The organism is Streptomyces sp. NPDC029151 (assembly GCF_055564315.1).
Map to the genome: position 1 here is coordinate 440,901 of NZ_JBVHWQ010000001.1, position 14,042 is coordinate 454,942.

The following is a 14,042-nucleotide window of genomic DNA, read 5'->3' on the forward strand; positions in this document are numbered from 1 at the left end:
GGACAGCAGGAGCCGAGAGGAACACCAGATGACGTCGCCGTCCGCGATGGACACCACGACGGCCGGCCGCCCGGCGGCGGACCCGCGCGTCCTGTGCGACGTCCGCGCGCTGGCCGACGCACCGCCGGCGGCGTCCGGCGTGCTGTGGAAGCTGGCGGAGAGCGGACGCCAGCTCGACGCGAACGTGGTCCGGCTGGCCCCCGGCGCCCGGATCACGGCGCACACCGAGGCGCAGCTGGACGTGCTGGTCCTGGTCGTCGCCGGGGGCGGGACGCTCGGCGACGGCACCCCGGACATGGCGGAGCCGCTCGCCGAGGGCGCCCTGGTCTGGCTGCCGCACGGCGCCGCCCGCAGCATCACCGCCGGCGCGGCCGGACTGACGTACGTGACCGTGCACGGCCGGCGCCCGGGCATGCGGATCGGCGCGCGCCCCGGCACGGCACCGGCCCGGAACCCCGGCGACGCCGGCTCCGGGTGACGCACGGACACCCGCGTGCCGCCGGGCACCCGCGTCGCGTACGGACGTCCGTGTGACGTACGGGTGTCCGACGCGCGTCGCGCGGACCACTAGGGTGCCTCCGTGAGCACGTTCACCGAAGAAGACGTCCCGGGCCCCCGCGGCCCGCACACCACCACCGAGGCCGACCCGCGCGAGGTCGGCCGGGTGCGCACCGAGTACTCCCCGGCCCACGACGGAGACCCGGATCCCGGGGAGATCGTGTGGACCTGGGTGCCGTTCGAGGAGAACGACGGCCGGGGCAAGGACCGCCCGGTGCTGGTCGTGGCCCGGGAGGCGGCGGGCACGTTCCTCGCCGTGCAGCTCTCCAGCAAGCGGCACGACGGCGACCGCGAGTGGGTGGCGATCGGCAGCGGACCCTGGGACCGGTCGGGCCGGGACTCGTGGGTCGACGTGGACCGGGTGCTGCGGCTGCACGAGGAGGGCATGCGCCGGGAGGCGTGCGCGCTGGGCCGCATGCGCTTCAACCTGGTCCGCCAACGCCTCCACGAGCGCTACGGCTGGACCTGACCCGACCGGTCACCTGCCGCCTGCCCATGGCCACCCGCCGGCCGTCCCGCCGTCGTGCGACGACCGTCCCGCCGTCGTCCGCCGGCACCGGCCATCCGCCGCCGACCGCGGCCACCGGCCGCCCTCCGCACGTTTCCGGCCGCCGGCACCGGCCGGACACTACGGAAAGGCCCGCGCGAACGCCTCCCGTACAACGGCCCCCCGCGTCCGGTCGAGCACCCCGAAGACGACGTGCTCGAAGGAGCGGGCGAACCGCCCGCCGGGGCCCAGCAGCGTCCGGAAGGCGCCCGCGACCTGCGCCGGGTCGTTCTGGAAGACACCGCATCCCCAGGCGCCCAGGACCAGTCGCCGGTAGCCGTGGGCCGCGGCGGTCTCCAGGACGCGTTCGGCGCGTACGGCGAGGGCGCCGGGGATCGCGGCGGCCCGCTCCGGCGCCGTACGCCGGATCACGCCCGCGTTGGGCGCGGCGGCCGTCAGGAAGCCGGCGAGGTACGGCTCGGCGAGCAGCCGTCCCCGGTCGTCGCGGAAGACGGGGACGGCCGGGGAGTGGATCACCCGGTCCGTGTAGAACGGGTCGCGGTCGGCGCGGTGGTGGTCGTAGAAGGCACGGGCGGTCAGCAGGCAGGTGTGCAGCGCGGACGCGCGGCACAGGGCCTCCTCCTGGGCCTGCGCGCCGTTGAGGTAGCCGCCGCCCGGGTTCCGGGCCGAGGCGAAGTTCAGGACGGCCACGGGGGCGGCGGCAGCGGTCAGCCGGCGGGCCGCCTCCAGGCTGCTCTCGCCGGTGACCTCGTGGACCGTGTCGCTCACGGGCGGTGCCGCCGGGACCGGCACCGGTGCCGGCCCGAACATCCGGGTGCCCGCCCGCGCGGCCTCGACGGCGCCGGCGAGCACCACCTCCCGGCCACCCGTCCCCCGGCCACCCGTCTCCAGGTCACCCGTCTTCCGGCCGCCCACCGGCATCCGGTACCGGCCCACGGCCACGATCCGTTCGGTCTCCTCGGCGATCCCGCGCAGGCGCGCGCTCACGGCGCCACCCCCGTGGGCGCCGCGACCGCGGCCCGCGCGGTCTCCCCCGTCGTGCTCATGTACGCATCCTGGGTGATGCTGGTGAGGCGGTGCAACGAGGTTTCCCGCGCCCGAACGGCCAACGGCCCGGACACACGGAAGGAAGCGGAAGGAAGCGGAAAGAAGGAGAAGGAAACGGAGGTGACGGATCCGGAACGTCCGGGTTGGCACCCTTGTGCGAACGGGCACGAGGGTTTTGGGTGGGACGAGTGCCTGTCCGGCCCACACCCCGGGCCGGTGGCATGGAGGAACTTCAGGAGGATCCCGACATGTCCGACACGCAGAGCGACGGCGGTGACTGTACGAACCACCGCACCGCCGTCACCGAGGCCGAGGTGGAGGCCCTGGTCCGGGGCATCTGCTTCAAGACCGGGCCGCCCCGCACCCTCGGTGTCGAGCTGGAGTGGCTGGTCCACTCGCTGGAGCTGCCGCAGCTCCCCGTCTCACCCGAACGACTCGAAGCGGCCTACGCCACCCTGCGGACCGTACCCCTCGGTTCGGCGTTCACCGTCGAACCCGGAGGCCAGCTGGAGCTGAGCTCGCCGCCCGCCGCCTCCCTGATGGAGTGCGTCGACACCGTCTCCGCCGACCTGGACGCCGTCCGGGCCGTGCTGGCCGAGGACGGTCTCGGGCTCGCGGGCATCGGCCACGATCCCTGGCACGCGCCGCGCAGGTTCCTGCACGAGCCCCGTTACGACGCCATGGAGACCTGCCTGGACCGCACCGGTCCGGCCGGCCGGCACATGATGTGCGCCTCGGCGTCCGTCCAGGTCTGCGTGGACGCCGGCCACGAGGAGCCCGGCCCGCTGGGCCACGTCCGGCGCTGGTGGCTGGCGCACCTGCTGGGCGCGGTCCTGGTGGCCGCGTTCGCCAACTCGCCGCTGCTCGGCCGGCGGCCCACCGGCTGGAAGTCGACCCGGCAGCTGATGTGGATGGAGATCGGTGCCGGCCGGGCCGGCGCTCCCCCGCTGCACGGCGAGCCACGGGCCACCTGGGCCCGGCACGTGCTGGACTCGCCGGTGATGTGCGTCCGCCGGGACAGCGGGCCCTGGGATGTGCCCGAGGGGCTCACCTTCCGGGAGTGGACGCGCTCCGGCGGCCCCCGGCCGCCCACCCGGGAGGATCTCGACTACCACCTGACCACCCTGTTCCCGCCGGTCCGGCCGCGCGGTCATCTGGAGCTGCGGATGATCGACGCACAGCCCGGGGAGGACGGCTGGCTGGTGCCGCTCGCGGTGACGGCGGCGCTGTTCGACGACCCGGAGGCCACCGAGACCGCCTACCGGGCCGTGAAACCACTGGCCGAGCGGGCCCTGACCATCCCCGCACCGCACAACCCGCTGTGGGTGGACGCGGCCCGGCACGGGCTCGCCGACCCGGAGCTGCGCGAGGCCGCCGGCACCTGTTTCGCGGCCGCCCTGGAGGCGCTGCCCCGGCTCGGCGCCACCACCCGGATCACCGACGCCGTGGCGGCGTACCGGGAACGCTACGTCGCCCGGGGCCGCTGTCCGGCCGACGACCTGCTGGACCGGCTGCCCGCCGCCGACCCGCCCCGTTCCGGCCCGGCCGGGGACACCCCCACCGCCCACCGGAGGAAGGACATCCGTACATGACCGCCCCCGAGACGGAGACCACGCCGACGGACACCGAGGCCCTGCGGGAGCGCGCACTGGCCTCCCTCACCACCGCCCGTGACCGCACCACGCTGCTGACCTCCTGTGTCGAGGAACCGGACCTCACCGCCCAGCACTCCCCGCTGATGTCCCCGCTGGTGTGGGACCTGGCGCACATCGGCAACCAGGAGGAGCTGTGGCTGCTGCGGGCGGTCGGCGGCCGGGAGGCGATGCGGCCGGAGATCGACAGCCTGTACGACGCCTTCGAGCATCCGCGGGCCGAGCGGCCCTCGCTGCCGCTGCTGGCGCCCGCCGAGGCCCGCCGGTACGCGGCCGAGGTCCGCGGCCGGGTGCTGGACCTGCTGGAGGCGGCGGACTTCCACGGCACCCGGCTGACGGAGGCCGGCTTCGCCTTCGGCATGGTCGCCCAGCACGAACAGCAGCACGACGAGACGATGCTGATCACCCATCAGCTGCGGAAGGGGCCGCAGGCCCTGACCGCCCCTGATCCGGAGCCGCTTCCGCTGTTCACCGGCCCGGCCGAAGTCCTCGTCCCGGGCGGCCCCTTCACCATGGGCACCTCCGGTGAGCCCTGGGCGCTGGACAACGAACGCCCGGCGCACCCGCGGGAGGTGGCGCCGTTCTGGATCGACACGACCCCGGTGACGAACGCGGCGTACCAGGCGTTCATCGAGGACGGCGGCTACGACACCGAGCGCTGGTGGTCGCCGGAGGGCTGGGCGCACATCAGGCAGCACTCCGTCACGGCCCCGCTGTACTGGCGGCGGGACGGCGGCCAGTGGCTCAGGCGCCGGTTCGGGATCACGGAGCCGGTCCCGCCGGACGAGCCGGTGCTGCACGTGTGCTGGTACGAGGCGGACGCCTACGCCCGCTGGGCCGGGCGGCGGCTGCCGACCGAGACGGAGTGGGAGAAGGCGGCCCGCTTCGACCCCGTGACCGGCCGCTCCCGGCGCTTCCCGTGGGGCGACGCCGACCCGGCGCCCGAGCACGCCAACCTGGGCCAGCGGCACCTCAGGCCCGCCCCGGCCGGCAGCTACCCGGCCGGTGAGTCGCCGCTGGGGGTACGCCAGTTGATCGGCGACGTGTGGGAGTGGACGGCGAGCGACTTCCTGCCGTACCCGGGTTTCCAGGCCTTCCCGTACAAGGAGTACTCCGAGGTGTTCTTCGGACCGGAGTACAAGGTGCTGCGCGGTGGTTCGTTCGCCGTGGACCCGGTGGCCTGCCGGGGCACGTTCCGCAACTGGGACTACCCGATCCGCCGGCAGATCTTCTCCGGGTTCCGCACCGCCCGCTCGGAGGGCGTCTGATGTGCCGACACCTCGCCTACCTGGGGCCCGAGGCGCCGCTCGGCCAGGTCCTCGCGGAGCCCCCGCACAGTCTGGTCCGCCAGTCGTGGGCGCCGCGCCGGCAGCGGCACGGGACGGTCAACGCCGACGGTTTCGGGGTGGGCTGGTACACCTCGGAGGACCCCGTCCCGGCCCGCTACCGGCGGGCCGGACCGATCTGGGCCGACCTGTCCTTCGCCGACCTGGCCCGGGTCGTGCGCTCGGGTGCCGTGCTCGCGGCCGTCCGGGACGCGACCCTCGCCGGGGCGGACGCCGAGGCCGCGGCGGCGCCGTTCGCGGCCGGCCGGTGGCTGTTCAGCCACAACGGGGCGATAGCGGGCTGGCCGGAGTCGGCCGCGCCCCTGGTGACCGCGCTGCCGCCGGTCGACCTGCTGTCGCTCCAGGCCCGCACCGACTCGGCGTTCGTCTGGGCACTCGTCCTGCACCGCCTGCGCGGCGGCGACGAACCCGACCAGGCCTTGGGCGAAGCGGTGCGCCGACTGGCCGCCGCCGCCCCCGCCTCCCGTCTCAACCTGCTGCTGACCGACGGAACCACGATCGCCGCCACCGCGTGGGGCGACTCGCTCTGGTACCGCACGGAGCCCGGCCGGAGCACGGTCGTCGCCTCGGAGCCGTACGACGACGACCCGCTCTGGCAGGAGGTCCCCGACCGCACCGTGCTCACCGCGAGCCGCGCCGGCGTGCTGCTCGCCCCGCTGGAGGATCCGGCGGCCGCAACCCCGAAGGAGCCCTGCCGTTGAGCCCCCTGCACGTCACCCGTACCCTCCCCGAGGACGCGACGGACGCCGCGCTGCGCGCCGACGTCCTGCACGGCCTCACCGTCACCCCGAAATGGCTGCCGCCCAAATGGTTCTACGACGCCCGCGGCAGCGAGCTGTTCGAGCAGATCACCGGGCTGCCCGAGTACTACCCCACGCGGGCCGAGCGGGAGATCCTCGCCGCGCGGGCCGGTGAGATCGCCGCGGCGAGCGGTGCCCGTACCCTGGTCGAACTGGGCTCGGGCTCCTCGGAGAAGACCCGCTATCTGATCGACGCCCTCTCCTCGCTCGCCGTCTACGTCCCGGTCGACGTCAGCGAGAGCGCCCTCGTCCAGGCCGGGCAGGCCCTGATCGAGGAGCGCCCGGACCTCGACGTCCACGCGCTGATCGCCGACTTCACCGCCCCGCTGACCCTGCCCGCGACACCGGGACCCCGGCTCGTGGCGTTCCTCGGCGGCACGATCGGCAACCTGCTGCCCGCCGAACGCGCCGCGTTCCTGGCCTCGGTGCGCTCGCTGCTCGCCCCGGGCGACGGGCTGCTGCTCGGCACGGACCTGGTCAAGGACGAGTCGGTGCTGGTCCCGGCCTACGACGACGCGGCCGGGGTGACGGCCGCGTTCAACAAGAACGTGCTGGCCGTGGTCGACCGTGAACTGGGCGCCGACTTCGACCCGGACGCCTTCGACCACGTGGCCGTGTGGGACGCCGAGCGGGAGTGGATCGAGATGCGGCTGCGCTCCCGGACCGCGCAGACGGTGAAGGTGCCCGCCCTGGGTCTCGCCGTGGACTTCGCGGCGGGCGAGGAACTGCGCACCGAGGTGTCGGCCAAGTTCCGCAAGGACGGCGTGACGGCGGAACTGGCCGCGGCCGGACTCCGGTTGACCCACTGGTGGACGGACGCGCAGGACCGCTTCGCGCTGTCGCTGAGCGTGGCCGGGTGAGCCGGGCCCCTGCGGCGGCCGTGACCGTGCGGTCAGCCCACGTCGGGGGCGAGCGCCTCGGTGATCTTCCGTGAGGCGCGGCGGGCCTCGGTCGCCGGGTCCGCGCCTTTCAGCACCCGGGTCATGTACTCCTTGATCGGGTTGTCGGCCTCCACGTCGGCCCACTGAGGGGTGGTGGGGGTCGCCCTGCCGTGCGCCGCGCCCGCGGCCATGGCGGCGACCCCCTCCTCGTCCGCGACCGCGCCGGCCAGCGTGGTCTTGTTGGGCACGTAGTTCATGGTGCGGGCGAGTTCGGTGTCCCACTTGGCGCCGGTGAGCGCCGCGACGACGGCGGTCGCGGCGAACTGGTCGTCGGTGTTGCGCGGGACGACCAGGTCGGAGCCGCCGGTGAAGACGGCGCCGGGCCGCCCGGCGGTCCTGCCGGGGACGGGGAAGAAGCCGAGCCTGCCCTTCAGTTCCGGGGTCTTCCGGAGGACCGACTGGGCGAGTCCGGGTACGGCGATGATCTGGGCGACCCGGCCTTCGGCGAACACTCCGGCCTGCGGCGGGTGTTCCTCGTCGGCGTCCGCGGGGCCCCGGCCGAGCGCCTGGAGCCTGCGGTAGAAGTCCATGCCGCGCAGGGCGGCCGGGGTGTCCAGGGTGCCCTGCCAGGCGTAGTCCTTCTCCCGGGCGAGGTCGCCGCCCTCGTCCCAGATGAAGCCGGAGAGCGTGTACCAGTCCTGTCCGGCGAGGTAGATGCCCTGGTTGCCGCCGGAGTCGAGCTTCTCGGTGGCCGTGAGCCATGCGTCGCGGGTCTCCGGCGGACGGGTGATGCCGGCCTGCTCGAACAGGTCCTTGCGGTAGATGACGACCCGGTTGGCCGCGTACCAGGGGATGCCGTACTGCTTGTTGCCGTCCTTGCCGGGCTGGGCGAGACCGGGCAGCCACTTCTCCTTGCCCCAGTCCCGCATCGACTCCAGCGTGAGGTCCGCGAGCCGGCCACCGTCCGCGTACAGCGGCACCTGGGTGTTGCCGACCTCGATGACGTCCGGGCCGTCGCCGGAGTCCGCCTTGAGCGCGGTGCGGACCTTCTGGACGATGCCGGTCCAGTCCTGGATGCGGATGTCGAGGCGCAGGTCCTCGTGGGTGCGTTCGAAGTCCTCGGTGAACCGTTGCAGGAACTCCCTGGAGGCGCTGTCCTTCATCAGCCACACGGTGACGGTCTTCCGCTCGTGGTCGCCGGGCAGCATCCCGCAGCCGCTGACGAGGGTTCCGGTGACACACACGAGGGCGAGCAGACGACGTCTCACGAGGGGTCCTGTTCTGTCTGGCTGGGGTGCTGGGACAGGGAAGGGGGGCCCGACGTGGGGGGACGAGCGCGGGGCTCGTACGGGTGTGGTGGATTTTGGTATGGACCAATGCGGAGGTCAAGGGCTACGGCGGTTCGGCCGTGACGCCGTGCGGGCCGGGCGGGGATGCGGCACGGTGGAGTACGGCGTGACACCCGCGCGGAGAGGAGCCCCCTCATGACCCACCACACCTACCGGCTCACCGAGATCGTCGGCAGCTCTCACGAGGGCGTCGACCAGGCCATCCGCAACGGCATCGAACGCGCCGGCCGGACCCTGCGCAACCTCGACTGGTTCGAGGTGACGCAGATCCGCGGCCAGCTGGGGGACGGGCAGGTGGAGCACTGGCAGGTGTGCCTCAAGGTGGGCTTCCGCATCGAGGACGACGAGTGACCCGCCCCGTCAGGTACGCCCCTCCCGCTCCTGCGCCTCCCGCAGCGCGGCCGACTGCGCGGCCCAGCGGGCCCGTACGACGGTGAACCCGGCGCGTTCCGCGTCGTCGCACACCAGCTCGTCGTCGTCCACCAGCACCCGGACCTCCCGGTCCCGGGCGAGCCGGCGCAGGATCTCCAGCTTGGTGAACCGGGCCGGCCTGCGGTCGGCGTTGCTCCGCATGAACAGGCGCCCCTCGGGCAGGCCATGGGCCGCGAGCCAGTCCAGCGTGTCGCGGCGGCACCGCTCGGGACGGCCGGTGAGGTAGAGGACCTCGCACGCGCCGGCGCTCTCCACGGCCAGCGCCACGCCCTCGTCGATCGGCGGGTCCTGGGGCGCGGCGGCGAAGAACGCGCCCCAGTCCCGCGGCCGGCTCTCCAGGAAGTGCTGGCGGTGGGCGGTGTCGGCCAGCGTGTTGTCGAGGTCGAACACGGCGAGCGGGCGCCTGCTGCTGTCTGTCACACCGGCCACCCTAGCCAGCCCGGAGGCCCCGGCCACCTGGGCGCCGGCGGCGACGCGGAGCACGACGGAGCCGGCGTTCATTACGGAAATCTCGTGCCCGGCACCCGGGAGCCGGATCCGCGCGGGAATCCCCGGCCCGTCAGGGTGTTGAACCCTGCGTGAGCAGCTCAGTGATCAGCCGCACCCGGTTCTCCGTCCTCGACCGCTCCCGCACCCGTGAGGGCCGTCCGCCCGCCGAGGCGCTGCGAGACACCGTCGCGCTGGCCCGGGAGGCGGAGGCGCTGGGCTACCACCGGTTCTGGGTCTCCGAGCACCACGGGGTGCCGGGGGTGGCCGGCTCCGCGCCGACCGTGCTCGCCGCCGCGGTCGCCGCGGCCACCCGCACCATCCGGGTCGGCACCGGCGGGGTCATGCTGCCCAACCACCGGTCACTGGTCGTCGCCGAGCAGTTCGGGGTGCTGGAGGCGCTGTTCCCGGGGCGCGTCGACATGGGGCTCGGCCGTTCCGTCGGTTTCACGGACGGGGTGCGCCGGGCGCTCGGCCGGGACAAGGGGGACGCGGAGGACTTCGCGGCGCAGCTCGGGGAGCTGCTGGACTGGTTCACGGGCGGCTCGCCGTCCGGGGTGCACGCGCGCCCCGCGGAGGGGCTGACCGTGCCGCCGTTCGTGCTGGCCATGGGCGAGGGCGCGGAGATCGCGGCCCGCGCGGGCCTGCCCATGGTCATCGGTGATCTGCGCGGCCGCGAGAAGATGCTGCGCGGGATCGACCGGTACCGCTCCCTGTTCCGCCCCTCCCCCTGGGCGGCCGAGCCGTACGTGGTCGTCTCCGGCACGGTCGCCGTCGCCGGCACCACGGAGGAGGCGCGCCGGCTGCTGGTCCCGGAGGCGTGGTCGATGGCGTACTCCCGCACGCACGGCACCTTCCCGCCGCTCGCCCCCGCCGAGGAGGTCGAGGCCCGCACGATGACCGCGAGGGAACGGGGCTTCTACGAGTCCGGTCTCGCCGGGCACATCGCCGGCACCGCCGAAGAGGTCGCCCACGAGCTGGAGACGGTGCTGAAGGAGACGGGCGCGCAGGAGGTACTCGTCACCACCAGCACCTACGACCGCACGGCGCTGCGGGATTCCTACCGCCGGCTCGCCGCGCTCTTCGGCGGGTGAGCGGTTCGGGATGCGGTCCCGGCCCGGGGCGGTGACCCTGGGATGGCAAGCCAGGAAGCGACGAGGAGGGCTGCCATGTCCTTCATGGACAAGATCAAGGACATGCTCAAGGGCCACGAGAGCACGGCCGACAAGGGCATCGACAAGGGCGGGGACTACCTCGACCAGCGCACCGGGAACAAGTACCGGTCGCAGGTCGACACCGGGCAGGACCGGCTCAGGGACGAGTTCGGCACCCGGCAGGACCGGAACGACCCTCCGCGGTCGTAGCGCACGGGGGCGGCTAGAGTATCCCCCCGATGCACAGCCCCCACGACCCGTACGTCCGCGTCCGCGGCGCCCGTGAGCACAACCTCAAGGGTGTCGACGTGGACATCCCCCGTGACGTACTGGCGGTGTTCACCGGCGTCTCCGGCTCGGGCAAGTCCTCCCTGGCGTTCGGCACGGTCTACGCCGAGGCCCAGCGACGGTACTTCGAGTCGGTGGCGCCGTACGCGCGCCGGCTGATCCACCAGGTCGGGGCCCCCAGGGTCGGTGAGATCACCGGCCTGCCGCCCGCGGTCTCCCTGCAGCAGCGGCGCGCGGCCCCCACCTCGCGTTCCTCGGTGGGCACGGTCACCAACCTCTCCAACTCGCTGCGCATGCTGTTCTCGCGCGCCGGCACCTACCCGCCCGGTGCCGAGCGGCTCGATTCGGACGCGTTCTCGCCGAACACGGCCGCCGGCGCCTGCCCCGGGTGCCACGGTCTCGGCCGGGTGCACGACACCACCGAGGAGCTGCTGGTCCCGGATCCCTCGCTGTCCGTCCGCGAGGGCGCCGTCGCGGCCTGGCCGGGCGCCTGGCAGGGCAAGAACCTGCGGGACATCCTGGACACGCTCGGGTACGACGTGGACCGGCCCTGGCGGGACCTGCCCGCCGAGCAGCGCGAGTGGATCCTGTTCACCGACGAGCAGCCGGTCGTCACCGTGCACCCGGTCCGGGACGCCGACCGCATCCAACGGCCGTACCAGGGCACTTACACGAGCGCCCGGCGGTACGTCCTCAAGACCTTCTCCGACACGAGGTCGGCGACCCTCAGGGCGAAGGCGGAACGCTTCCTGACCAGCGCGCCCTGCCCGGCCTGCGGGGGCAGCCGGCTGCGGCCCGAGGCACTCGCGGTGACCTTCGGGGGCCGGACGATCGCCGAGCTGGCCGCGCTGCCGCTGACCGACCTCGCGGGGCTGCTCGACGGCGGCGGCGAGACGGCCAGGGTGCTCACGGCCGACCTGAGGTCCCGGATCGCGCCGGTGGTCGAGCTGGGCCTCGGTTACCTCAGCCTGGACCGGGCCGCCCCCACCCTCTCGGCGGGCGAGCTGCAACGGCTGCGGCTCGCCACCCAGTTGCGCTCCGGTCTCTTCGGTGTCGTCTACGTGCTGGACGAACCGTCCGCCGGACTGCACCCGGCGGACACCGAGGCGCTGCTGACCGTGCTGGAGCGGCTCAAGGCGGCCGGGAACTCGGTGTTCGTGGTGGAACACCACCTGGAGGTGGTGCGCGCCGCGGACTGGGTGGTCGACGTGGGACCCGGGGCGGGCGAACACGGCGGACGGGTGCTGTACAGCGGGCCGCCGGCCGAGCTGGCCTCGGTGGAGGAGTCGGCGACGGCCGTGTTCCTCTTCGACGAGTCGCCCGGGCCGGCCCGCGAGGTCCGCGAGCCGCGCGGCTGGCTGACGGTGGGGCCGGCGACCCGGCACAACCTGCGCGGGGTGACGGCGGGCTTCCCCGTCGGCGCGTTCACGGCGGTCACCGGTGTCTCCGGCTCCGGGAAGTCCACGCTCGTCGGCGAGCTGACCGAGGAGGTGCCGGGTGTCGAGCGGCTGGTCCGGGTCGACCAGAAGCCCATCGGGCGCACCCCCCGATCCAACCTGGCCACCTACACGGGCCTGTTCGACGTCGTACGGAAGGTGTTCGCCGGCACCGAGGAGGCGCGGGCGCGGGGGTACGGGGTGGGCCGGTTCTCCTTCAACGTGGCCGGCGGGCGCTGTGAGACCTGCCAGGGCGAGGGGTTCGTCAGCGTGGAGCTGCTGTTCCTGCCCAGCACCTACGCGCCGTGCCCCGACTGCGGCGGCGCCCGCTACAACCCCCGTACGCTCCAGGTGGAGTACCGGGGACGGAGCATCGCCGACGTGCTGGACCTGACCGTGGAGGCCGCCGCGGAGTTCTTCGCGGACACCCCGGCCGCCGCCCGCAGCCTCGGCACCCTGCTCGACGTGGGCCTCGGTTATCTGCGGCTCGGCCAGCCGGCGACCGAGCTGTCCGGCGGGGAGGCGCAGCGGATCAAGCTGGCGAGCGAACTCCAGCGCGGGCGCCAGGGCCACACCGTGTACCTGCTGGACGAACCGACGACCGGACTGCACCCGGCCGATGTCGAGGTGCTGATGGACCGGCTGCACGGGCTGGTCGACGCCGGGCACACGGTCGTGGTGGTGGAGCACGACATGACGGTGGTCGCGGGCGCCGACTGGGTGATCGACCTGGGCCCGGGCGGAGGTGACCGGGGCGGCCGGATCGTGGCGGCCGGCCCGCCGGCCCGGGTGGCCCGGGCCGAGGGCAGCGCCACGGCGCCCTACCTGGCGCGGGTCATGCCCTGAGCCGGGCGGGGCGCCGTGGGCGAGGCGCGGTCGAGGCGCGGCTCAGGTGCTGAGCAGGCGGTTGAAGAAGGACCGGTAGCGCCGCAGCGCTCCCCGGAGTTCCTCGGTGTCCACCTTCTCGCCCTCGCCCCACTGGCTCTCCAGGTCCCTCTTGTGCTGGGCGAAGGTGGAGGCCAGGGTCTGCATGACGTCCGCGACCAGGGCGTCGGCGTCGTGCACGGCCTCGCGCGGGTCGTCCACGAACCGGTTCTGGATCGCCTGCCAGCGGTCGCGGAAGGCCCGCTCGTCGTCGTCCGTCAGCAACTGCGGAGCCTCGTCGTCCGAGGCGCCCGGAGCACCCGTGGCCGCCGGGGCCTGCGCGGTCCCCGACGTGTCGGCCGAGGTTTCGGCCAGGGGCTCGGCCGGGGCCTCGGCCCCGGCTCCGCCGGCGACGGACGTGTCGCTCGCGCTCTGGGTCTCGGTGCTCTCACCGGGATACACCGGGGCCCCCGGAGAGGTCTCCTCCGGCTCGGCGTCCGCACCCGTGGCCGTCGGCTGGGCGAGGTCCTCGGTCGACAGATCGCCGGTGGCGCGGCCCGCGTCGTCGTTCGTGTGCATGGTTCCTCCGTGCGGAGTGGTGATCGCGGTCAGGGCCGGGCGGGCTGCGCCCGGCCGCCGCCGTCGGAGAGCAACTCGTCGAACAGGGCGCGGTAGTGCACCATGGCGCCCCGCAGCTGTTCGGTCGTCGCCTGCTTGCGGGTGGAGAGGGCCTCCACCTCGTGCGCGGCCCGGTAGTGCTCCAGCGTGGAGCTGTGCTCCACCGAGAGGTCCCTCATCTGCTGCTCGTACCCCTCGGTCGGATACCCGCGCTCGTGCATCAGGGAGGTCACCAGCCGGTCCGCGTCGTGCACCGCGTCCTCCGGCCGGTCGACGAACTCCTCCTGGACACTGGTCCACTCCCGCGTGTAGCGGTCCCGTGAGACGGGGGGCAGCGCCTTGATGTCCAGCGAGTCGTGCCGCTTCTCGCGCTCCCGCAGCTCACGCTCGGCGGCGAACCGGCTGTCGGACCCCTCGACCGTCCGTTGGTACTCCGGGCCGAAGCGCTCCTGGAGGTGACGGCGACGCATCAGCAGTGAGACCGCCACAGCGGCCAGGGCGATCACCACCACGATCGGAATGATGATCGCCAGAAGCGTTCCCGTAGACATGGGCACACGCTCCTCAGGGAGTAGTGATGTGCACTCACCGAATTCCCTTTTGCGGCATTTCTACGCATTCAA

At 73.8% G+C, this 14,042-nt stretch carries 15 protein-coding genes; 10 read left to right on the plus strand and 5 right to left on the minus strand.

Features of this window, described 5'->3' with window-relative positions; translation table 11 throughout:
• Window positions 1–28: 28 nt before the first annotated feature.
• Together ACZ4VF_RS01760 and ACZ4VF_RS01765 are read left to right on the plus strand one after the other, a co-directional pair.
• Window positions 29–478 carry a hypothetical protein gene (locus ACZ4VF_RS01760; protein ID WP_467922491.1) on the plus strand — a complete coding sequence of 150 codons (450 nt, stop codon included), beginning with the start codon at window positions 29–31 and terminating at the stop codon, window positions 476–478.
• Window positions 479–580: 102 nt separating this feature from the next.
• Window positions 581–1,027 (plus strand): type II toxin-antitoxin system PemK/MazF family toxin, encoded by a 447-nt coding sequence (locus tag ACZ4VF_RS01765; RefSeq protein WP_467922493.1) that lies wholly within the window; start codon window positions 581–583, stop codon window positions 1,025–1,027.
• Window positions 1,028–1,186: 159 nt separating this feature from the next.
• Here the strand turns inward: ACZ4VF_RS01765 and ACZ4VF_RS01770 are convergent, their stop codons facing one another.
• A complete protein-coding gene (locus tag ACZ4VF_RS01770; protein ID WP_467922495.1) occupies window positions 1,187–2,053 on the minus strand; it encodes a TIGR02452 family protein in 867 nt (288 codons plus the stop codon).
• A 308-nt stretch (window positions 2,054–2,361) separates the two neighbouring features.
• Between ACZ4VF_RS01770 and egtA the strand changes: the two genes are divergently transcribed.
• Genes egtA through egtD form a run of 4 tightly spaced genes read left to right on the plus strand, consistent with a single transcriptional unit; the run spans window position 2,362 to window position 6,771 of the window.
• Window positions 2,362–3,705, plus strand: a complete 1,344-nt coding sequence (egtA, locus tag ACZ4VF_RS01775) for an ergothioneine biosynthesis glutamate--cysteine ligase EgtA (protein ID WP_467922496.1) — start codon at window positions 2,362–2,364, stop codon at window positions 3,703–3,705.
• Window positions 3,702–5,033, plus strand: coding sequence for an ergothioneine biosynthesis protein EgtB (egtB, locus tag ACZ4VF_RS01780; protein WP_467922497.1), 1,332 nt, complete (start codon window positions 3,702–3,704; stop codon window positions 5,031–5,033). Before egtA ends, egtB begins: the two co-directional genes overlap by 4 nt.
• Entirely contained in the window at window positions 5,033–5,812 is a 780-nt protein-coding gene (gene egtC, locus ACZ4VF_RS01785; RefSeq protein WP_467922498.1) for an ergothioneine biosynthesis protein EgtC, read from the plus strand. The genes egtB and egtC overlap by 1 nt, the downstream gene beginning before the upstream one ends.
• Window positions 5,809–6,771 carry an L-histidine N(alpha)-methyltransferase gene (gene egtD / locus ACZ4VF_RS01790; protein ID WP_467922500.1) on the plus strand — a complete coding sequence of 321 codons (963 nt, stop codon included), beginning with the start codon at window positions 5,809–5,811 and terminating at the stop codon, window positions 6,769–6,771. The genes egtC and egtD overlap by 4 nt, the downstream gene beginning before the upstream one ends.
• Window positions 6,772–6,803: 32 nt before the next feature.
• Here the strand turns inward: egtD and ACZ4VF_RS01795 are convergent, their stop codons facing one another.
• Window positions 6,804–8,060: an extracellular solute-binding protein gene (locus tag ACZ4VF_RS01795; protein ID WP_467922501.1), complete on the minus strand. Its 1,257-nt coding sequence runs from the start codon at window positions 8,058–8,060 to the stop codon at window positions 6,804–6,806.
• 216 nt (window positions 8,061–8,276) lie between these two features.
• Between ACZ4VF_RS01795 and ACZ4VF_RS01800 the strand changes: the two genes are divergently transcribed.
• Window positions 8,277–8,492, plus strand: a complete 216-nt coding sequence (locus tag ACZ4VF_RS01800) for a dodecin (RefSeq protein ID WP_467922502.1) — start codon at window positions 8,277–8,279, stop codon at window positions 8,490–8,492.
• A gap of 9 nt (window positions 8,493–8,501) precedes the next feature.
• On the opposite strand, the gene ACZ4VF_RS01805 is transcribed toward ACZ4VF_RS01800, so the two are convergent.
• Window positions 8,502–8,993, minus strand: coding sequence for a phosphatase domain-containing protein (locus ACZ4VF_RS01805; RefSeq protein WP_467923744.1), 492 nt, complete (start codon window positions 8,991–8,993; stop codon window positions 8,502–8,504).
• Between the two features lie 158 nt (window positions 8,994–9,151).
• Between ACZ4VF_RS01805 and ACZ4VF_RS01810 the strand changes: the two genes are divergently transcribed.
• The 3 genes from ACZ4VF_RS01810 (at window position 9,152) to ACZ4VF_RS01820 (ending at window position 12,783) form a co-directional block, all read left to right on the plus strand.
• Entirely contained in the window at window positions 9,152–10,153 is a 1,002-nt protein-coding gene (locus ACZ4VF_RS01810) for an LLM class flavin-dependent oxidoreductase (protein ID WP_467922503.1), read from the plus strand.
• Window positions 10,154–10,228: 75 nt separating this feature from the next.
• Window positions 10,229–10,423, plus strand: a complete 195-nt coding sequence (locus ACZ4VF_RS01815) for an antitoxin (protein WP_467922504.1) — start codon at window positions 10,229–10,231, stop codon at window positions 10,421–10,423.
• 29 nt (window positions 10,424–10,452) lie between these two features.
• The gene (locus ACZ4VF_RS01820; RefSeq protein ID WP_467922505.1) at window positions 10,453–12,783 is read left to right on the plus strand and encodes an ATP-binding cassette domain-containing protein; all 2,331 of its coding nucleotides are present in this window, start codon (window positions 10,453–10,455) and stop codon (window positions 12,781–12,783) included.
• Between the two features lie 42 nt (window positions 12,784–12,825).
• Here ACZ4VF_RS01820 and ACZ4VF_RS01825 read toward each other — a convergent pair whose 3' ends face one another.
• Together ACZ4VF_RS01825 and ACZ4VF_RS01830 are read right to left on the minus strand one after the other, a co-directional pair.
• Window positions 12,826–13,380 (minus strand): hypothetical protein, encoded by a 555-nt coding sequence (locus ACZ4VF_RS01825; protein ID WP_467922507.1) that lies wholly within the window; start codon window positions 13,378–13,380, stop codon window positions 12,826–12,828.
• A 29-nt stretch (window positions 13,381–13,409) separates the two neighbouring features.
• On the minus strand, window positions 13,410–13,970 hold the full coding sequence (locus ACZ4VF_RS01830) for a hypothetical protein (RefSeq protein WP_467922508.1): 561 nt from the start codon (window positions 13,968–13,970) through the stop codon (window positions 13,410–13,412).
• Window positions 13,971–14,042: the final 72 nt, after the last annotated feature.